Source organism: Streptomyces crystallinus (assembly GCF_039521265.1).
Taxonomy (GTDB): domain Bacteria; phylum Actinomycetota; class Actinomycetes; order Streptomycetales; family Streptomycetaceae; genus Streptomyces; species Streptomyces crystallinus.
This window is the reverse complement of record NZ_BAAACA010000064.1, coordinates 99,192-117,903: the sequence shown is the minus strand read 5'-3', so window position 1 is coordinate 117,903 and position 18,712 is coordinate 99,192. Positions and strand designations below refer to the sequence as shown.

16 protein-coding genes and 1 riboswitch are annotated in these 18,712 nt (G+C 72.2%); of the genes, 8 read left to right on the top strand and 8 right to left on the bottom strand.

The window, feature by feature from the left end:
* Window positions 1-13 precede the first annotated feature (13 nt).
* A riboswitch (SAM riboswitch) is annotated at window positions 14-141 on the bottom strand.
* 176 nt (window positions 142-317) lie between these two features.
* Both ABD236_RS33155 and ABD236_RS33150 read left to right on the top strand, forming a co-directional pair.
* Window positions 318-1,265: a glucosyl-3-phosphoglycerate synthase gene (locus ABD236_RS33155; protein WP_344080767.1), complete on the top strand. Its 948-nt coding sequence runs from the start codon at window positions 318-320 to the stop codon at window positions 1,263-1,265.
* A gap of 75 nt (window positions 1,266-1,340) precedes the next feature.
* The gene (locus ABD236_RS33150) at window positions 1,341-2,726 is read left to right on the top strand and encodes an alpha,alpha-trehalose-phosphate synthase (UDP-forming) (RefSeq protein ID WP_344080764.1); all 1,386 of its coding nucleotides are present in this window, start codon (window positions 1,341-1,343) and stop codon (window positions 2,724-2,726) included.
* A 163-nt stretch (window positions 2,727-2,889) separates the two neighbouring features.
* Here the strand turns inward: ABD236_RS33150 and otsB are convergent, their stop codons facing one another.
* From otsB to ABD236_RS33135, 3 genes are all read right to left on the bottom strand, one after another.
* Window positions 2,890-3,732 carry a trehalose-phosphatase gene (gene otsB / locus ABD236_RS33145; RefSeq protein ID WP_344080761.1) on the bottom strand — a complete coding sequence of 281 codons (843 nt, stop codon included), beginning with the start codon at window positions 3,730-3,732 and terminating at the stop codon, window positions 2,890-2,892.
* Between the two features lie 60 nt (window positions 3,733-3,792).
* The gene (locus ABD236_RS33140) at window positions 3,793-4,035 is read right to left on the bottom strand and encodes a DUF3263 domain-containing protein (protein WP_344080758.1); all 243 of its coding nucleotides are present in this window, start codon (window positions 4,033-4,035) and stop codon (window positions 3,793-3,795) included.
* A 503-nt stretch (window positions 4,036-4,538) separates the two neighbouring features.
* Entirely contained in the window at window positions 4,539-5,756 is a 1,218-nt protein-coding gene (locus tag ABD236_RS33135) for an extracellular solute-binding protein (RefSeq protein ID WP_344081018.1), read from the bottom strand.
* Window positions 5,757-6,060: 304 nt separating this feature from the next.
* Here ABD236_RS33135 and ABD236_RS33130 point away from each other — a divergent pair, with 304 nt between their 5' ends.
* The 3 genes from ABD236_RS33130 (at window position 6,061) to ABD236_RS33120 (ending at window position 9,218) form a co-directional block, all read left to right on the top strand.
* A complete protein-coding gene (locus ABD236_RS33130; RefSeq protein WP_344080755.1) occupies window positions 6,061-7,053 on the top strand; it encodes an ROK family protein in 993 nt (330 codons plus the stop codon).
* Window positions 7,053-8,198, top strand: a complete 1,146-nt coding sequence (nagA, locus tag ABD236_RS33125) for an N-acetylglucosamine-6-phosphate deacetylase (protein ID WP_344080752.1) — start codon at window positions 7,053-7,055, stop codon at window positions 8,196-8,198. Before ABD236_RS33130 ends, nagA begins: the two co-directional genes overlap by 1 nt.
* A 99-nt stretch (window positions 8,199-8,297) precedes the next feature.
* The gene (locus ABD236_RS33120) at window positions 8,298-9,218 is read left to right on the top strand and encodes a 1-phosphofructokinase family hexose kinase (RefSeq protein WP_344080749.1); all 921 of its coding nucleotides are present in this window, start codon (window positions 8,298-8,300) and stop codon (window positions 9,216-9,218) included.
* A gap of 114 nt (window positions 9,219-9,332) precedes the next feature.
* On the opposite strand, the gene ABD236_RS33115 is transcribed toward ABD236_RS33120, so the two are convergent.
* Both ABD236_RS33115 and cdgB read right to left on the bottom strand, forming a co-directional pair.
* On the bottom strand, window positions 9,333-10,328 hold the full coding sequence (locus tag ABD236_RS33115; protein WP_344080746.1) for a CBM35 domain-containing protein: 996 nt from the start codon (window positions 10,326-10,328) through the stop codon (window positions 9,333-9,335).
* Between the two features lie 107 nt (window positions 10,329-10,435).
* On the bottom strand, window positions 10,436-12,109 hold the full coding sequence (gene cdgB / locus ABD236_RS33110) for a diguanylate cyclase CdgB (protein WP_344080743.1): 1,674 nt from the start codon (window positions 12,107-12,109) through the stop codon (window positions 10,436-10,438).
* Window positions 12,110-12,667: 558 nt separating this feature from the next.
* Between cdgB and ABD236_RS33105 the strand changes: the two genes are divergently transcribed.
* Window positions 12,668-13,141: a flavin reductase family protein gene (locus ABD236_RS33105; RefSeq protein WP_425544008.1), complete on the top strand. Its 474-nt coding sequence runs from the start codon at window positions 12,668-12,670 to the stop codon at window positions 13,139-13,141.
* Between the two features lie 180 nt (window positions 13,142-13,321).
* Here the strand turns inward: ABD236_RS33105 and arfB are convergent, their stop codons facing one another.
* Window positions 13,322-13,756, bottom strand: coding sequence for an alternative ribosome rescue aminoacyl-tRNA hydrolase ArfB (gene arfB / locus ABD236_RS33100; protein ID WP_344081012.1), 435 nt, complete (start codon window positions 13,754-13,756; stop codon window positions 13,322-13,324).
* 186 nt (window positions 13,757-13,942) lie between these two features.
* Between arfB and ABD236_RS33095 the strand changes: the two genes are divergently transcribed.
* The gene (locus tag ABD236_RS33095; protein WP_101388906.1) at window positions 13,943-14,518 is read left to right on the top strand and encodes a TerD family protein; all 576 of its coding nucleotides are present in this window, start codon (window positions 13,943-13,945) and stop codon (window positions 14,516-14,518) included.
* Between the two features lie 477 nt (window positions 14,519-14,995).
* Entirely contained in the window at window positions 14,996-16,501 is a 1,506-nt protein-coding gene (locus ABD236_RS33090; RefSeq protein ID WP_344081009.1) for a M4 family metallopeptidase, read from the top strand.
* 27 nt (window positions 16,502-16,528) lie between these two features.
* Here ABD236_RS33090 and ABD236_RS33085 read toward each other — a convergent pair whose 3' ends face one another.
* Together ABD236_RS33085 and ABD236_RS33080 are read right to left on the bottom strand one after the other, a co-directional pair.
* Window positions 16,529-17,929 (bottom strand): M1 family metallopeptidase, encoded by a 1,401-nt coding sequence (locus ABD236_RS33085; protein WP_344080738.1) that lies wholly within the window; start codon window positions 17,927-17,929, stop codon window positions 16,529-16,531.
* An 81-nt stretch (window positions 17,930-18,010) separates the two neighbouring features.
* Window positions 18,011-18,583, bottom strand: a complete 573-nt coding sequence (locus ABD236_RS33080) for a GlcG/HbpS family heme-binding protein (RefSeq protein ID WP_344080734.1) — start codon at window positions 18,581-18,583, stop codon at window positions 18,011-18,013.
* Window positions 18,584-18,712 lie beyond the last annotated feature (129 nt).

The window sequence follows — 18,712 nt, the reverse complement described above, 5'->3', positions numbered from 1 at the left end:
GCGAGGCCCTTTCTCCTCATCTTCCCCATGGCGCATTTCGCCATGAGACGGAATTGGCACCTTCCCCACCGTGACCTCGCGGTCGGCAGGAGGGTTGCCGGGACTTCAACGGGCCGTTCCCTCAGTCCCTCTGGATGAGCGCTGTGGCACCGGGTCCAGGACCCGGGCATTTGTTCGCGCGACGACCCCGACATGCGACGGCCGTCCGCGTTGTTCAAGACTGTAACCGAAGGCCCGGACGGTTGAGATAGTCGTCCGAACCGCGAGATGGATCACACGCGGCGGCCACACCGTCACTCACAGAGGGGTCACCGATCGTGCTGGAAGAGGTGGAACGCTGGCTGAGCAGGCGTTCCTGGTCGGCGGCCGACCGCCCGCTGGACGCGATCACGGCCGCCAAGCGCCGCACCGGCACCACCGTCAGCGTGGTGCTGCCGGCGCTGAACGAGGAGGCCACGGTCGGGCAGATCGTGACCGCCATCCGGCGCGAGCTGATGACCGCCGCGGTGCCGCTGGTGGACGAGCTGGTGGTGGTCGACTCCGGCTCCACCGACCGTACGGCCGAGGTCGCGGCCCGCGCGGGCGCCCGGGTGGTGCACCGGGACGCGATCCTGCCCCGGATACCCGCGCTGCCCGGCAAGGGCGAGGTCCTGTGGCGCTCGCTGCTGGTCACCACGGGTGACGTCGTCTGCTTCGTCGACGCGGACCTGAAGGACTTCGATCCCGGCTTCGTCTCCGGCATCGTCGGCCCGCTCCTGACCGACCCCGAGGTGGACTTCGTCAAGGCGATGTACGACCGCCCCTTCGGCGACTCCCCAGGTCAGGGCGGTCGCGTCACCGAACTCGTGGCCCGGCCGCTGCTCAATCTGCACTGGCCGCGCCTCGCCGGTTTCGTCCAGCCGCTGGGCGGCGAGTACGCGGCCCGGCGCTCCCTCCTGGAGCGGCTGCCGTTCCCGGTCGGCTACGGAGTGGAGCTGGGGCTGCTCGTCGACGCGCTGCACACGGTGGGCCTGGACGCGCTGGCCCAGGTGGACGTCGGCGTACGCAAACACCGCCACCAGGACGGCCAGGCGCTCGGCCGGATGGCGGCGGCGATCTACCGCACCGCCCAACTGCGGCTCTCCCGGGCCCACTTGGTGCGCCCCGCGCTGACCCAGTTCGAGCGCGGCGAGCAGGGCTTCGTCCCGCGCACCTACGAGGTCGACACCGAGGAGCGGCCGCCGATGAGGGAAATCTCGGAGTACGCGGTGCATCGCGCGGCGTAACCGGGCGTGAGCATCAGAGGTCCGTGCCGCCGTTCGCACGTTTGAGGCATTCCGCTTCGGGCTAGGTTCGTCTCCATGGTCTCCGCGCGCGCTGCCCACATCCTCGTCGCCTCCAACCGCGGCCCGGTCTCCTACGCCCTCGACCCCGACGGGACACTCACGCCCCGGCGCGGCGGGGGCGGGCTGGTCTCCGGCCTGAGCGCCATCGGCGCCGAGGCGGACACCCTGTGGGTGTGCTCCGCGCTCGGCGACGGCGACCGGGAGGCCGTGCGGCGCGGGGTGGGCGAGCCGGGCGTACGGATGCTCGACATCGACGCCGCCGTGCACGCCGACGCGTACAACGGCATCGCGAACTCGGTGCTCTGGTTCGTCCACCACATGCTGTACCAGACCCCGCTGGAGCCGGTCTTCGACGCGGAGTTCCGCCGCCAGTGGGGTGCGTACGAGGCGTACAACCGGGCGTTCGCCCAGGCGCTGGCGGACGAGGCGGCGGACGGGGCGGCCGTGGTGGTCCAGGACTACCACCTGACGCTGGTGCCCGGCATGCTCCGGGAGCTCCGCCCCGACCTGCGGATCGGCCACTTCTCGCACACCCCGTGGGCGCCGCCGGAGTACTTCCGGATGCTCCCGGACGACGTGGCCGCCCAGCTGCTGCGGGGGATGCTCGGCGCGGACCGGCTCGGCTTCCTGACCCACCGCTGGGCGGACGCGTTCACGCGCTGCTGCGAGGAGGTGGTCGGCGGGACCGGCACCACCCGGGTCGGGGTGCACGGGCTCGGCGCCGACGCGGAGTTCCTGCGGGCCCGCTCGCACGAGGCGGACGTCGAGGAGCGGATGGCGTCCCTGCGCGAGGAGATCGGCGCGGGCCGCCGCACGATCGTGCGGGTCGACCGCACGGAGCTGTCGAAGAACATCGTGCGGGGGCTGCTGGCCTACCGGCAGCTCCTTCAGGAGCGGCCCGAGTGGCGCGAGCGGGTGGTGCACGTCGCCTTCGCGTATCCGTCGCGGCAGGACCTGGCGGTGTACCGGTCGTACACGGAGGAGGTGTCGCGGCTGGCCGCGTCCATCAACTCCACGTACGGGACGCCGGGTTGGACCCCGGTGGTCCTCCACGTCAAGGACGACTTCGCTCGGTCGCTCGCGGCGTACCGGCTGGCGGACGTGGCGCTGGTGAACCCGATCCGGGACGGGATGAACCTGGTGGCCAAGGAGGTCCCGGTCGTCTCGGACGAGGGGTGCGCGCTGGTCCTGTCGCGGGAGGCCGGGGCGTGGGAGGAGCTGGGGGAGGACGCGGTGGGGGTGAACCCGTACGACGTGTCCGGGACGGCGGCGGCGCTGCACGAGGCGCTGTCGATGGCGCCGGAGGAACGTACGGCCCGCACGAAGCGGCTGGCTGCGGCGGCGACGGCGCTCCCGCCCCAGCGCTGGTTCCTGGACCAGTTGTCCGCGCTACGACGCTGATTTCCCCCACCCCGCCCCTTCCCGAAACTCTCCGAGGGACCTTTCGGCTGCGGACCGTGCTGGGTTGCTCGCGCAGTTCCCCGCGCCCCTGGGCATTTAGGGGCGCGGGGAACCGCGCGACCAGCTACCTACGGTCCGCAGACGAACATCCGGCCGCCAGGGGCTAAAGCGCCTCGGCCAGCGCCGAGAGGAACTGGACCACCGCCGCCGGCCCCGGCACCAGCAGATCCGCCCGCTCCGCGACCTCCGGCACCTCCGCCGACCCACTGCACACCAACAACCCCGGCACCCCGCCCGACCGGAGCTTCTCCACGGCCGCGAACGCGGGAAGATCACCCAGGTCGTCCCCGGCGTACAGGACCGCCCCGGCCCCCACCTCCCGCAGGTACTCCGCCAGAGCCACCCCCTTGTCCATCCCCGGCGGCCGCAGCTCCAGCACCAGCCGGCCGGGCTCCAGGATCAGCCCGTGGCGGGTGGCCAGAGCCGCGAGGGGGTCGTGCAGGGCGGCGTACGCGGCCTGCGGATCCGTGGCGCGCCGCGTGTGCACCGCGACCGCCTGCCCCTTCTCCTCGATCCAGGTGCCCCGCCAGGCCCCGTGCGCGTCGAGCACCCCGGGCAGCTCGGCCCGGGCGGCGGTCACCCCGGGGTGCGGCGCGGGCGCGTGGACCGTCCCGGTCACCGCGTCCCAGCGCTCGGCGCCGTAGTGGCCCAGCACCACCAGGTGCTCCAGGCCGGGAACGCCCGCGAAGCCCCCGTACCGTACGGCCACGCCCGCCGGCCGCCCGGTGATCACGGCCACCGAGGCGACCTTGGGGGCGAGCGCCGCGAGCGCGGGCACCGCGCCGGGGTGCGCTCGGGCCTGCTCGGGGTCGGGGACGATCTCGGCCAGCGTGCCGTCGAAGTCGAGGGCGATCACGGCCCGCTCGGGCGCGGCCAGGAGCGCGGCCAGGGCCTCACGCCCGGCGGAGGTGTCAGGAGTCGGCAAGGGATGCGGTTGGCTGCCCATGCCACGACCCTAACGGCGCGGACGGGATCACAGCCATGCCGGGGTCGCCCCCGGTCCGGATCATCCCCGGCGCTCGCGCTGCGCCTCGCGTATCCGGCGCAGGCGGTTCACCGTGACGGGGTCGTGGGCCAGGGCGCGCTCGTCGTCGAGGAGGGCGTTGAGGAGCTGGTAGTAGTGCGTGGGCGAGATTCCCAGCTGCTCGCGTACGGCCCGTTCCTTGGCCCCGGGGCCGGCCCAGGACCGCCGCTCGATGGCCAACACGGCCCTCGCCCGCTCCCCGAGCCCGTCGTCCTGCTCAGTCATACAACCCAACGTATCCGCCCGCCCCGCATCCTGGCGCCCGATCTTCGTCCGCAGGCCGGTGCCGGGTTGCTCGCGCAGTTCCCCGCGCCCCTGAAAGCCCTCGTTCGTCTGCGGACCGTGCCCGCTTCTCGCGCAGTTCCCCGCGCCCCTAGGGGGTCGGCCGCAGCCGGAGATCCCAGCTCAGCCACCTGGCATTTAGGGGCGCGGGGAACTGCGCGAGAAGAGGCCACGACCCGCAGACGAAGACCGGGCGCAAGAAGGGGCGCGGGGAACTGCGCGAGAAGAGGCCACGACCCGCAGACGAAGACCGGGCGCAAGAAGGGGCGCGGGGAACTGCGCGACCAGCCACATACGGCCCGCAGACAAAGACCGGGCCGATCAGGGGCGCGGGGAACTGCGCGACCAGCCCACCACTCACCCGCAGACAAAGGCCGGGCACAAACAGGGGCGCGGGGAACTGCGCGACCAGCCCACCACTCACCCGCAGACAAAGGCCGGGCCAACTACTCCGCGTTCTCCGCCTCAGTAGCCACCTTCGCGATCCCCTCAAGCACCGACCGCGGGTCCCCGTCCACCCCCACCGCCGCACCGATCCGCTTCTTGACCGTCTCGCTCACCTTCGGCCAGGACGTCTTGCCGACCGGCGGCAGCTCCGACGTCGGCAGCGCGGCCAGGAACTCCTTGAGCTCCGGGTGCTTGCCGTCGTTCTGCATCGTCTGGGACGCCGTACGGGTCGCGGGCAGCAGGTCGTACTTGTCCGCGAACGCCAGCACGTTCTCGTCGTTGAACGCGAAGTCCAGGAACTTCCCGATCTGCTCGCGGTGGCCGTTCTGCTTGAACCCCATGATCCAGTCGGCCACGCCCATCGACGACTTGGCCTTGCCCTCGGCGCCGGGCAGCGGGACCATCCCGTACTTGACGCCCTTCTTGCGGGCCTGCTCCATCAGCGAGGGGTGCCCGTTGAGCATGCCGACCTCGCCCTTGGCGAACGCGTCGAAGGCCGTCTGGCGGTTCAGCTTCGCCGGGGCGACGGGGCCGGTCAGGCCCTCCTCGACCAGGTTCTTCTTCAGCCAGTTGAACGTCTTGACGTTCTCCGGCGAGTCGATGTCGTAGCCGGAGATCTGGTTGACGTAACCGCCGCCCCCGCTGAGCATCCACATCATCGTCTCGGCCTGGGCCTCCTCGCTGCCCAGCGGCAGCGCGAAGGGGGTCTTGACCCCCTTGGCCTTGAGCGCCTTGGCGTCGGCCGCCAGCTGCGCCCAGGTCTGCGGCGGCTTGATGTGCGCCTTGTCGAAGAGCGTCTGGTTGTAGAAGAGCAGCCGGGTGGAGGCCACGAACGGGATGCCGTACTGGACGCGCTTCATCTCGCCCGCGTCCGCCAGCGGCGCCAGGAAGTTCGCCTGGACGGGGATGGAGAGCAGCTGGTCGACGGAGTAGAGCTTGCCGTCGGCGGCGTAGTCGGAGTACGCGCCGATCTGCGCGATGTCGGGGGCCTTGCCCGCCTTCACCATCTCCGCGACCTTGGCGTCGACGACGTCCCACGACAGGACCGTGACCTCGACCTTGATGCCGGGGTTCTTCTTCTCGAAGTCACCCACGACGTCGTGCCAGTACGCCTTGGTGCTGCTGCCGCCCGCGATGTCGTAGTCGGCGGCGACCAGCTTGAGGGTGACACTGCCCGAGCCGCCGTCGCTGCCGCAGCCGGAGAGGCCCGCTGCCATGCCGAGTGCGACGACCGCCGCCGTCAGACCGATGAAGCGCCGCTGCACGTGCCCTGTCCCACCCTCGTTGTTCGCCAGTCGGTCCCCCGTGAACGTCCTGTTCGCAACGTCCTGTCTACATGAGCTGCGATCTTCCCCCGAAGCCGGGGCTGAGGTCTACACCACTTGGGTATCACTTCCGCAACTTCTGCCGCCGCCACCCCACCCGTACGGCCGTAATCCGGGCGGCACTTGGGAAAACGCTTACCCGCCACCCGGTGAGTGGACTAGACCTTTCATGGGTGAACGCGCGAGACTGTCCCCCGTGAGACACGTCATCGCCCTGGATGTGGGCGGCACCGGGATGAAAGCCGCCCTCATCGGGGTGGACGGCGGCCTGCTGTACGAGGCGCGCAGGCCCACCGGCCGCGAGCGCGGCCCCGAGGCCGTCGTCGCGACCATCCTCGACTTCGCCGCCGAGCTGCGGACGTACGGCGAGGAGCACCTGGGCGAGAGCGCGCTGGCGGCCGGAGTCGCCGTGCCCGGCATCGTCGACGCCGAGAACGGGATCGCCGTCTACGCGGCCAACCTGGGCTGGCGTGACGTCCCCATGCGGCGGCTGCTGAGCGAGCGCCTCGACGGCGTGCCCGTCGCCCTCGGCCACGACGTGCGCACCGGCGGCCTCGCCGAGGGCCGGATCGGCGCCGGCCGGGGCGCCGACCGCTTCCTGTTCATCCCGCTGGGCACCGGCATCGCCGGGGCCATCGGCATCGACGGCCGCATCGAGCCGGGCGCCCACGGCTACGCGGGCGAGATCGGCCACATCGTGGTGCGCCCCGGCGGCATCCCCTGCGGCTGCGGCCAGCGCGGCTGTCTGGAGCGGCTGGCCTCCGCCTCCGCCGTCACCCAGGCGTGGGCCGAGGCGAGCGGCGACCCGGACGCGGACGCGGCCGACTGCGCCAAGGCCGTCGAGTCCGGCGACCCGGCGGCGACCGCCGTGTGGCAGAACGCGGTGGACGCGCTCGCCGACGGCCTGGTCACCGCGCTCACCCTGCTCGACCCCCGCACGCTGATCATCGGTGGCGGACTCGCCGAAGCCGGGGAAACCTTGTTCGTACCGCTGCGGGCGGCCGTCCAGGAGCGGGTCACGTTCCAGAAGCTGCCCGCGATCGTCCCGGCGGCCCTCGGCGACACGGCGGGCTGCCTGGGCGCGGGACTGCTCGCCTGGGACCTGCTGGAGACCGCCCCCGGCGCCGGCCCCGACACCCCTCCCGGCACCGACGCCGGCCCCATCCACTCCACGGAGGTAACCGCCTGATGGCCGCAGTCAAGGTCCTCTCCGGCGCCCGCGTCGTGCTGCCGACCGGCGTCGTCGAGAACGGACGCGTGATCGTCGAGGGCGCGCGGATCGCCAGGAGCGCACCCGAGAGCGCCGAGCGCGTCGACCTCACCGGCCACTGGGTCGTGCCCGGCTTCGTCGACATGCACGTCCACGGCGGCGGCGGCGCCTCCTTCAGCAACGGCACGGTCGAGGACGTCCTGAAGGGCGTCCACACCCACCGGCTGCACGGCACCACCACCATGGTCGCCTCCACCGTCACCGGCGAGATGGACTTCCTGGCCCAGCGCGCCGGGCTGCTCTCCGAGCTGGTCGAGCAGGGCGACCTGGCGGGCGTCCACTTCGAGGGCCCGTTCATCTCGCCGTGCCGCAAGGGCGCCCACAGCGAGGACCTGCTGCGCCACCCGGACCCGGCCGAGGTCCGCAAGCTGATGGACGCGGCCCGGGGCACCGCCAAGATGTTCACGCTCGCCACCGAGCTCCCCGGCGGCCTGGACTCCGTACGGCTGCTCGCCGAGCACGGGGTGATCGCCGCCATCGGGCACACCGACGCCAGCTACGAGCAGACCGTCGAGGCGATCGACGCGGGCGCCACCGTCGCCACCCACCTCTACAACGCGATGCCCGCGCTCGGCCACCGCGAGCCCGGCCCGATCGCCGCCCTCCTGGAGGACGAGCGGATCACCGTGGAGCTGATCAACGACGGCACGCACCTGCACCCCGCCTCGCTCGAACTCGCCTTCCACCACAAGGGCGCGGGCCGCGTCGCCTTCATCACGGACGCCATGGACGCGGCCGGCTTCGGGGACGGGCTCTACCACCTCGGCCCGCTGGAGGTCGAGGTCAAGGAGGGCGTCGCCCGGCTCGTCGAGGGCGGCTCGATCGCGGGCTCGACCCTCACCCTGGACCGCGCGCTGCGGCGCGCGGTGACCGTCGACGGCCTGCCGGTCGAGGACGCGGTGCGCGCGCTCAGCGCCAACCCGGCGCGGCTGCTCGGCGTGTACGACAGGGTCGGCTCGCTGGAGCCGGGCAAGGACGCGGACCTGGTGGTCCTGGACGAGGCGTTCGTGCTCAAGGGCGTGATGCGCCGGGGCGAGTGGATCGTGGCGCCCGGGCGGGCCTGAGCCCACGGCGCCCTGACGGCGCCCTTGTGACGGGACGGTGGCCGGATTCCGGGGCTGTGGGGTCTGGGCCGGCCACCGTCCGTTTGGCATGATCGCCCCGTGATCCTGACCGTCACGCTGAACACGGCACTCGACATCACCTACCGGGTCCCCGCGCTCGTCCCGCACGCCGCCCACCGGGTGGAGCAGGTCACCGAGCGCCCCGGCGGCAAGGGCCTCAACGTGGCCAGGGTGCTGGCCGCGCTCGGCCACCGCTGCGTGGTCACGGGCTTCGCGGGCGGCCGCACCGGCGCGCACCTGCGCGAACTGCTCGCCCCGCTGGCGCCCGTCGACGCGCTGGTCCCGGTCTGCGGCGACACCCGCCGCACGATCGCGGTCGTGGACACGGCCACCGGCGACACCACCCAGCTCAACGAGCCCGGCCCGCAGATCACGGCCGCCGAGTGGGAGGCGTTCCTGGCCGCGTACGAGCCGCTGCTGCGCGAGGCGGACGCGGTGGCGCTCTGCGGCAGCCTGCCGCCCGGCGTGCCGGTGGGCGCCTACGCGGACCTGGTACGCCGGGCCCGCGCGGCAGACGTCCCCGTCCTCCTGGACACCAGCGGCGAGCCCCTGCGGCGCGGCCTCGCGGCCCGCCCCGACCTGATCAAACCCAACGCGGACGAGCTGGCCCGGCTCACCGGCTCCCGCGAGCCCCTGCGCGCGGCCCGCGACGCCCGCCGCCGGGGCGCGCACAGCGTGGTGGCCTCGCTGGGCCCCGAGGGCCTGCTGGCGATCACCCCGGACGGCACCTGGCAGGCGGCCCCACCGGCCCCGGTCCGCGGCAACCCCACGGGCGCGGGCGACTCGGCGGTGGCGGCCCTCCTGTCGTCCCTGGTGGAGGGCCTGCCGTGGCCGGACCGGCTGCGGCGGGCAGTGGCCCTGTCGACGGCGACGGTGCTGGCGCCGGTGGCGGGGGAGTACGACGGGGAGGCGTACGAGGAACTGCTCACCGGGGTCCGGGTGACCGCGCTGGGGGACTGAGTGCCTCGGCTGCGGGTCGTCTGTGGCTGAGCGCGCAGTTCCCGGCGCCCCTGACCACCCAGGGGCGCGGGGAACTGCGCGACCGCCACCCACGGCCGGCGGCCAAAGACGCGCCTAGTAGGACTTCTTCGTCTTGCTGATCTCGACCCAGTCGAACACCGCGTCGCACTGGTTCCCCTGCTCACAGGAGAACTTGATGGTGTTCTGCCCCTGCTTGAGCGTGACCTGGGTCCAGGTGGTCTGCCAGTTCTTCTCCAGGTTGGGGTCGGAGGACCCTATGAAGTTCCCCAGCCGGACCGGCTGCGCGTTGGGCTTGCCGTTGACCGTGACCGTGGCGTTGGCTTCCTTCGCCGGGGTGGCGTACCGCAGATACAGGTAGTAGCCGCCGGCCGACGGCAGATCCGCCTGCCACGTCAGCGAGGCCCCGATCTGGTTGAACCCGTTGACGTACGCCCCGTCCGTCCCCTGCGCCCCCTTGACGTCCTTGGCCAGCACCGCGCCCCCGCCGAGCTTCAGCGTCGCCGCGTCCTGCTTGGGGAGCTCCTGCGCCGGAGGGGACGCCGGGTCGGAGGGCTTGTGGGACGGCTGCTGCGAGGCGCCCTGGGAGGCGCCGCCCGTCGGCTTGGCCGCGTCGTCGTCCTTCTTGCCGTCGCCGTTGGTGGCGAGCGCCACACCGATGCCGATGACGACCGCCGCGACCACCGCGACCGCGCCGATCAGCAGACCCTTGGTGTTGGGGCCACGGCCGCCGCGCCCACCGCCGCCGTCGGCCGGGGGGCCGGGACGGTTCGGGGCGCCGCCGTAGGTCTCGGGCGCCGCGTACTGGGCGGTGGGCTGGCCGTACTGCTGCTGCGGCTGGCCGTACTGCTGAGGGGGCTGCCCGTACTGCTGCTGCGGGACCTGCCCGTACTGGCGCTCCCCGACCGTCCGCACCTGGTTGTACGAGGTTCTGGGCACGCCGGGCTGCTGCGGGGCCGCCGGGCCCGGGTAGCCGTAGCCGTAACCGCCGGAGCGGGGCGGGGTGGCGCCGGAGGCCTGCCCGTCCTCGTACAGATAGCCGAACGGATCGTCGTCCTCGGGCGTGCTCGCGCCGTTGTTGCCGGGCGTCATCCGGGGTCACTCCTCACTGTTCGCCAGCCGTCGCCGACCGGCCGAGCCTACCCCGAACGGCCGACACCATGGCCGCGACCTCGGTCGCCCGCCCGACGCACCGGCGGCTAACCGGCGCGCCGGTGGACCTTCGCGCGCGACCGCTTCTCGATGTACATGCGCTGGTCGGCGGAGCGCAGCACCTCTTCCACGGACATCCCGCAGCTGGCCCAGCCGATGCCGAAACTCGCGCCCACCCGGACCGCGCGCCCGTCCACCCGGATCGGCGGGATGATCGCGTTGCGCAGCCGGACCGCGAGGTCGGCCGCGTCGGCCGCGCCGAGGCCGTCGGCGAGGACGACGAACTCGTCGCCGCCGAGCCGGGCCACCGTGTCGCCGTCGCGCACGCCGGTGGTGAGCCGGCGCGCGACCTCGATGAGGACGGCGTCGCCGGTGTTGTGGCCGAACCGGTCGTTGATCGACTTGAAGCCGTCGAGGTCGCAGAAGAGGACCGCGAGGCCCTTGGTGCCGTCGTCGACATCACCCTCGGGGGCGACCATGTGCACGTGGTGGTCGAAGGGACCGCCGCCCGGCACCGGGTCGAAGTCGAAGCCGCCGGGGGCGCAGACCGCGTGCCCCGGGGTCTCGCCGCGCCCGTCGTGCGCCCCGCCGTACGCCGCGTCCAGTGCCTCCACGGCGCTCGCCGGGCCCACCGCGTACGGCCGCTGACAGAGCCGGGCCGAGAGCCGGGCGCGCAGCTCGGCGCTGTTGGGCAGCCCGGTGAGCGAGTCGTGCGAGGCGCGATGGGCGAGCTGGAGCTCGTGCCGCTTGCGCTCCTCTATGTCCTCGACGTGAGTGAGCAGAAAACGGGGACCGTCGGCGGTATCGGCGACCACGGAGTTGCGCAGCGACACCCATACGTACGAGCCGTCCCGGCGCCCCAGCCGCAGCTCGGCGCGGCCGCCCTCGGCGGAGGTGCGCAGCAGGAGGCCGATGTCCTCGGGGTGGACGAGGTCGGCGAAGGAGTAGCGGCGCATGACGGCGGCGGGCCTGCCGAGCAGCCGGCAGAGCGCGTCGTTGGTCCGCAGCAGACGTCCGTGCTGGTCACCGCCCATCTCGGCGATGGCCATCCCGGACGGCGCGTACTCGAAGGCCTGCCGAAAGCTCTCCTCGCTGGCCCGCAGCGCCTGCTGCTCCCGCTCCAGGCGGACGAGCGCGCGCTGCATGTTTGCGCGAAGCCGGGCGTTGCTGATCGCAATGGCGGACTGCGAGGCGTACATCTGGAGCGCTTCGCGCCCCCACGCGCCGGGGCGCCGCCCGTTGCGCGGCTTGTCGACGGAAATGACGCCGAGCAGCTCCCGCCCGCCGCCCGAGGCGTACATCGGCGCGTAGAGCCGGTCCTGGGGGTGCCACTCGTCCTCGAAGCGCGGCTCGGGCCCCTCGGTGTACCACTGCGGGACGTCGTCCTCCAGGAGCACCCAGCCCTCGGTGTGCGGGATGAACCGCAGGTCGCCCCAGCCCTCGCCCATGGTGAGCCGGCGCTCCCAGGACGCGCGCGAGCCGACGCGCCCGGTGATCAGAGCCTCGGCGGCGGCATTGCCCGCGAAAGCGGCGACGACCAGATCCCCGTCGGGGCGTACGAGATTGACGCAGGCCAGCTCGTAGCCGAGCCCGGCGATGACGCCGTCGGCGACGGTCTGCAGCGTGTCCGCCAGGCTGCGGGCCGTGTTCAGGTCGGTGACCACCTGATGCAGCTGCCGCAGGGTCGCAAGACGGACGTACGGCTCCGACTCGGTCTCCATTGCTCGCTCTCCCCGAGACCTCGACAGCAACTCCAGGATCCTGATTCGGCGTGCTTCTTCTCCGGCTTCCGGCCCGGCTTCCGGCTTCCCCGTGGGTGCTTTTCGTGCAGCGTCCCCGTCACTGAATCACAGCGAGCTGCTCACTCGGTACACAGGGTCAACAATTACTGCGCTCTGTGACTCAAGTCACACCAGGTGACGACAAAGGCGCTTGAGAGGGTGGGAGCGCTCCGCGAAATTCCGGAATGCAAACAGGCGTTAATGCCGGTTTTCTGGGGCGGGGCGGGGGTGACAGGGGGGCTGCGGTTTGCAGTGCGGCGGGAAGGGACGGACGGGCTCGACGGGGCCGCGACGGGTTCCCGGTGGGGGATTTGTGGTCCCCCGCCCCTCCCCCACCCGGTCCTAGGACCTTTCTGGTCCCAGGGCCCGATGTACGGCGTTGACCCGGAGACTAGCGTTCTGTACGTGTTGCAGACAGACGTTCTCCGAGCTCTCCCGACCCTGCCGTCGCAGAACCCCCATGCTGAGGGGGTGAGCAATGACGAATTCCGCGCCGCGATGTCCCGGCTGGCCGGTGGGGTGGTGCTGGTGACCGCCCACGACGAGGACGCCGGCCCGCGCGGCGAGGACGTCGGGATGACGGCCACGGCGTTCCTGTCCGTCTCCATCGACCCACCCCTGATCCTGGTGAGCGTACGCAACGGCTCCCGCATGGACGATCTGCTCGCCGAGCAGCCCCTCTGGGCGGTCTCGGTCCTCTCGGAGAGCCAGCGCCACATCGCGGGCCGCTTCGCGATGAAGGGCCGCATCAGCGACCGCCTGCTGTTCGACGACATCCCCTACAAGAGGGGCCCGGTGAGCGGCGCGCCGCTGGTGGGCGGGGCGCTGTCCACGCTGGAGTGCCGCACGGAGCAGCGGGTGGAGGCGGGGGATCACACCCTGGTGATCGCCCGGGTGCTGGGGGTGGAGCTGCCCAGCGCGGAGGGGGGACCGCTGACGTACTTCCGGGGCCGGTACCGGCAACTGGGGTGATTCCCCCACCCCGCCCCTTCCCGAAACTCTCCGAGGGAGCTCTTCGGCTGCGGACCGTGGGTGGCTGGTCGCGCAGTTCCCCGCGCCCCTAAATACCCAGGGGCGCGGGGAACTGCGCGAGCAACCCACCACTCAGCCGCAGACGAAGGCCGGGCACAAAGGGGCGCAGCCCCCGCGGGGCTACCAGTCGCGGCCCGTACGGCCCCGCTTCGTCTCCCCCCGCGCCTTCTTCTCACGGAGCCGGCGCTCGTTGATCCCCCGCGGCACCCGCGTGGCCCGCCGCGGCTTCGGCGGCGGCGCGGTCGCCTCCGCCAGCAGCGCCGCGAGGCGCACCGCCGCCGTCTCCCGGTTGCGCCACTGCGACCGGTGCTCGGAGGCCCGTACCGACACGACCCCGTCCACCAGCCGCGACGCCAGACGCGTGAGCGCCCGCGCCTTCCACACCTCGGGCAGCGCCTCCGTACGCGCCAGGTCGAACCGGAGCTCCACCTGCGAGTCGCTGGTGTTGACGTGCTGCCCGCCGGGCCCGGAGGACCGCGAGAAACGCCACATGAGCTCGGCCTCCGGCAGGGAGACGGAGCCGCGGATGAAGTAGGGCCCGGACATGAGCTCCATGGTCCCCTGCCGGGCGGACGGCGTCACCCGCTTTTGCGTACACCCTTGTGCGTACGCCGCCCCCGCCGGGCAACGCAAAGAAAGTAAAGCGAACTGGAACCCGGGCTCCCCTGCCGACGTTATGAGGGGTGACGGTAGCTTCGGGAACGGCCGTAGCCCGCACATCACGACGAAGGGGACCATCCCATGGCTGTAAGCCTGTCCAAGGGCGGCAACGTCTCGCTCACCAAGGAGGCCCCCGGCCTGACCGCCGTCACGGTGGGCCTCGGATGGGACGTCCGCACCACCACCGGCACCGACTTCGACCTCGACGCCTCCGCGATCGCGGTCAACCCGGCGGGCAAGGTCTACTCGGACGCCCACTTCGTCTTCTTCAACAACAAGTCGACCCCGGACCAGACGATCGTCCACACCGGCGACAACGTCACGGGCCAGGGCGAGGGCGACGACGAGCAGATCAACGTCAACCTGGCGGGCCTCCCCGCCGACGTCGACAAGATCGTCTTCCCGGTCTCCATCTACGACGCGGAGAACCGCTCGCAGAACTTCGGCCAGGTGCGCAACGCCTTCATCCGCATCATCAACCAGGCCGGCGGCGCCGAGATCGCCCGCTACGACCTGAGCGAGGACGCCGCCACCGAGACCGCGATGGTCTTCGGCGAGCTGTACCGCAACGGCGCGGAGTGGAAGTTCCGCGCGGTCGGCCAGGGGTACGCCTCGGGCCTGGTCGGCATCGCCCAGGACTTCGGCGTCAACGTCTGAGTCCCGAGCCCCCGTCGCTGACACCGGCACCGACACCGCAACCGGCGGCACCACCGGCCCCGGGGCCTGATCCCACAGCCCCCGCCCGGACCTCCGAAGCCCCCGGCGCACCCCGCGCCGGGGGCTTCGGCGTGCCCGCGCCCACGTCCCCAACCGGCGCCGCCCAGAGGGCACATCGCATCGCTTACCGGACACGCCGCACCCCCTGACGGACACATTCCAGTCAAATACTTGTCGGTACCCTGTCAAAAACTGGTCATCGGCTGGCACGCTCCCCCCACGCACCACACGCAGATGCGCCCCACGCACCTGCCACCACCACCCGTGCGGGCAGCACCCGAACAGACATCACCCGCACGGGCACCACCCACTCGCACCACCCCCCACCGCGCACCCCCACCGCGCAACGGATCGAGTGAAGGAGACCCCTCAGTGAGAAACTCCCTGCGTGCCGCCGCACTTGCCGCCACCGCCGCCATGGTCGTCGTAGGCGTCCAGTCGGGCACCAGTGCCGGAGCCGCCGACCGCGAGGCGGGCGCGAGCGCCCGCGTGCTCGGTGTGGCCGAGCGCGCCGACGCACTCCAGGCCGCCCAGGCCGCCGCGCCCGCCGCCGCCCGGCAGATAGGGCTCGGCGCCAAGGAGGCGCTGGTCGTACGCGATGTCATCAAGGACGTGGACGGCACCGTCCACACCCGTTACGAGCGCACCTACGACGGCCTGCCGGTCCTCGGCGGCGACCTCGTCGTCCACGCCAAGAAGGACGGCGCCCTGAAGGGCGTCACCAAGAGCACCGGGGCCCGGATATCCGTGGCCACCTCGGGCGTCTCGCTCAAGGCCGCGCCCGCCGGCGCCCGCAAGGTCGTCTGGGCCGCGAGCGGCACACCCGTCCTGGCGTACGAGGCCGTCGTCAAGGGGACCCAGAAGGACGGCACCCCCAGCGAGCGCCATGTCATCACCGACGCCGCCACCGGGGCCGAGCTCTACTCGTACGAGGCCATCGACACCGGGACCGGCACCAGCGAGTACTCGGGCAAGGTCACCCTCGGCACCACGCTGTCCGGCTCCACCTACAGCCTCACCGACGGCGGCCGGGGCGGACACAAGACGTACGACCTCAAGCACGGCTCCTCCGGCACCGGCACCCTCTTCACCAAGGCGACCGACGTCTGGGGTGACGGCACCCCGCAGAACCGCGAGACCGCCGGTGTGGACGCGCACTACGGCGCCGCCGTGACCTGGGACTTCTACAAGGCCGAGCTAAACCGCAACGGCATCGCGGGCAACGGCAAGGCCGCCTACTCCCGGGTCCACTACGGCAACGCGTACGTCAACGCCTTCTGGGACGACAGCTGCTTCTGCATGACGTACGGCGACGGCGCGAACAACCTCAAGCCGCTCACCGCGCTCGACGTCGCCGGCCACGAGATGAGCCACGGCCTCACCGCCGCCACCGCCAAGCTCAACTACAGCAAGGAATCCGGCGGGCTCAACGAGGGCACCAGCGACATCTTCGGCACCTCGGTGGAGTTCTTCGCCAACAACGCCAGCGACCCCGGTGACTACCTCATCGGCGAGAAGATCGACATCCGCGGCAACGGCACCCCGCTGCGCTACATGGACAAGCCGAGCAAGGACGGCCAGTCGGCCGACTACTGGTCCAGCACGGTCGGCAACAAGGACGTGCACTACTCGTCCGGCGTCGCCAACCACTTCTTCTACCTGCTGTCCGAGGGCAGCGGTGCCAAGGTCATCAACGGCGTGAGCTACAACTCCCCGACGTCCGACGGCTCCAAGGTCACCGGCATCGGGCGGACCAAGGCGTACAAGATCTGGTACAAGGCGCTCTCCACGTACATGACGTCGACGACCAACTACGCCAAGGCGCGCACCGCGACCCTGAGCGCGGCGAGCGACCTGTACGGCGCGAGCAGCACCGAGTACAAGACGGTGGCGGCCGCCTGGACCGCCGTCAACGTGAAGTAACCGTACGGGAGCACAACCACCGGGGCTCTACGGGGACTTGGGCTTGCCCTCCCCGTAGAGCCAGGTGTCCCACAGGTCCGTCAGGTCCTCGTCGGTGCTCTCGTCCACGAACCGGGTGAAGTCCTCGGTGGAGGCGTTCGCGTGCCGGTACCGCTTGGTCCAGCCCTGGACGACGTCGTAGAACGCGTCGTCGCCGAGGGCCCGGCGGATCTGGTGGACGACCATCGCCCCGCGCTGGTACACCGGCTTTTCGGAGATCACGGCGGCCGACGGCGGCTCGGCGGGCGGGAACGCCCACACCTCGTCGTCCGCCCCCTTGGCGTACGCCTCGTCGAAGTGCGCCTGGGCCGACTTCCCGCCGTGGTCCTCGCTCCACAGCCACTCCGCGTAGGTCGCGAAGCCCTCGTTGAGCCACATGTCCTTCCACCGCCTGGGGGTGACGGAGTCGCCGAACCACTGGTGGGCGAGCTCGTGGACAAGGGTCTCGGTGTCGAGCTGGTCGGCCGGGATCACCGGCCGGTTCTGGGTCTCCAGGGCGTACTCGGCCGAGCCCTCGGGCGCGACGATCACGCCGGCGGAGGAGAAGGGGTAAGGACCGAAGTTCTCCTTCCCCCACTCGACGATCTCCGGGACCTTGCCGGCCGTGTCGGCGATCTCCTTCTCCGAGGCCTGCGCCGCGTCGACCGCCGTGTGCACCGGCAGCCCTGACGGCGTCTTCGACGTCCTGACGTCGTACTTCCCGATCGCCACCGTCGCCGCGTAGCTCGCCATCGGCTCGCCGGTGTGCCAGGTGTAGGTGGTGCGCCCACCCGCCGTGACCGTCGACGTCAGCTCCCCGTTGGAGAGCGCCGTCAGCCCCTTCGGCACGGTGACCTTCAGGTCGTACGTCGCCTTGTCGGCGGGGTGGTTGTTGGACGGGAACCAGGTCATCGACCCGGCGGGCTCGCCCAGCGCCAGCGCGCCGCCACCGGCGGTCCGCAGCCAGCCCTCGTGCGAGTCGTCCTGGTCGGTGAGGGTCCTCGGGGTCCCGGAGTAGGCCACGGTCGTACGGAACCGCTCGCCCTTGTCGATGTCGTCCGCCGGGCGCAGGGTCAGCTCGGTGCCGGCCCGGTTGGCGTCGGCGCGCTCACCGCCGACGGTCGCGGAGGTCACCTCCATCCCCGCGAAGTCGAGGTTGAAGGCGCTGAGGTCGCGGGTGGCGCGGGCGTCGAGGGTGACGCTGCCGGTGAGATGGTCGCGGGCCGGGTCGTAGTCGAGGACCACGCTGTAGTGCTCGACGTCGTAGCCGCCGTTGCCCAGCTTGGGGAAGAGCCCGTCCCGCAGCCCCGCGGCCCCCGGCTTGCCCCCCACCCCGCCGGTGCAGCCGCCGAGGGCGAGCAGGACGGCGCCGGGGAGGGCGAGCCGGCGTATCGCGCTGCGGTGATCCACAGGGCGATCCTACGATCGGGGGGCGCGGGGGGCCCGGGGATGCGACGGTTTCGCGCCGTGCGCGCTCTTCGGCGGGTGCGGCTACTTGCCGAGCGCGGCCACGCCCGCCTGGGCGAACTTCTCGTCGAGGTCGCCGCTCGGCGCGCCGGCCACACCGATGCCCGCGATCGGGGCGCCCTGGGCCTGCACGGGCGCGCCGCCCGCGAGGAAGAGGGTGCCGGGGATGTCCTTGAGCTGGGGCGCCTGGGCGAGGCGGCCGGCCAGCACCGAGGTGGGGGCGTTCCAGGAGACGGCGGTGTACGCCTTGCGCTCGGCCGACGCGTACGACTGCGGGCCGGCGCCGTCGCCGCGCAGGGTGACCACGGTGTTGCCGTTGCGGTCGACGACGGCGACCGAGACGCGCTGGTTCTCCTTGCGGGCGGCGTCGAGGGCGGCGGTGGCGGCCCTGGTCGCGGCGGTCACGGTGAGGTGGGTGGAGTGGGTGAGGTCGCGGTCGCCCACGTCCGCGCGGGGGGCGGCGGGGGCCTTGGCGGCGGGGGCGGCCGCGCTGGCGCTGACGGCACCGAAGGTCCCGGCGGCGAGGGCGGCGGCGGCGACGGCGCCCACGACGATCTTCTTGGTGCGGCGGGGCTGCGGGTTCGCGTTGATGTCCATGCTTCGATCCTGGGTCCGCCACGGCCGCCGTACGGTCGGCGCACCGGCTGCTCCCCGCGCCCGGACCGGTGGATGCGGCCGTCATCCGATCGGCTGATGCGGGGGTGGCCGGACCGGGTGAGGATGAGT

Coding starts and splice junctions, on each gene's coding strand:
- nagA (WP_344080752.1), top strand. CDS start 7,053: ATGGCCGCAGTCAAGGTCCTCTCCGGCGCCCGCGTCGTGCTGCCGACC.
- otsB (WP_344080761.1), bottom strand. CDS start 3,732: ATGGGCAGCCAACCGCATCCCTTGCCGACTCCTGACACCTCCGCCGGG.
- ABD236_RS33080 (WP_344080734.1), bottom strand. CDS start 18,583: ATGGACATCAACGCGAACCCGCAGCCCCGCCGCACCAAGAAGATCGTC.
- ABD236_RS33150 (WP_344080764.1), top strand. CDS start 1,341: ATGGTCTCCGCGCGCGCTGCCCACATCCTCGTCGCCTCCAACCGCGGC.
- cdgB (WP_344080743.1), bottom strand. CDS start 12,109: ATGGAGACCGAGTCGGAGCCGTACGTCCGTCTTGCGACCCTGCGGCAG.
- ABD236_RS33090 (WP_344081009.1), top strand. CDS start 14,996: ATGGTCGTCGTAGGCGTCCAGTCGGGCACCAGTGCCGGAGCCGCCGAC.
- ABD236_RS33095 (WP_101388906.1), top strand. CDS start 13,943: ATGGCTGTAAGCCTGTCCAAGGGCGGCAACGTCTCGCTCACCAAGGAG.
- ABD236_RS33140 (WP_344080758.1), bottom strand. CDS start 4,035: ATGACTGAGCAGGACGACGGGCTCGGGGAGCGGGCGAGGGCCGTGTTG.
- arfB (WP_344081012.1), bottom strand. CDS start 13,756: ATGGAGCTCATGTCCGGGCCCTACTTCATCCGCGGCTCCGTCTCCCTG.
- ABD236_RS33115 (WP_344080746.1), bottom strand. CDS start 10,328: ATGACGCCCGGCAACAACGGCGCGAGCACGCCCGAGGACGACGATCCG.
- ABD236_RS33135 (WP_344081018.1), bottom strand. CDS start 5,756: ATGGCAGCGGGCCTCTCCGGCTGCGGCAGCGACGGCGGCTCGGGCAGT.
- ABD236_RS33105 (WP_425544008.1), top strand. CDS start 12,668: ATGTCCCGGCTGGCCGGTGGGGTGGTGCTGGTGACCGCCCACGACGAG.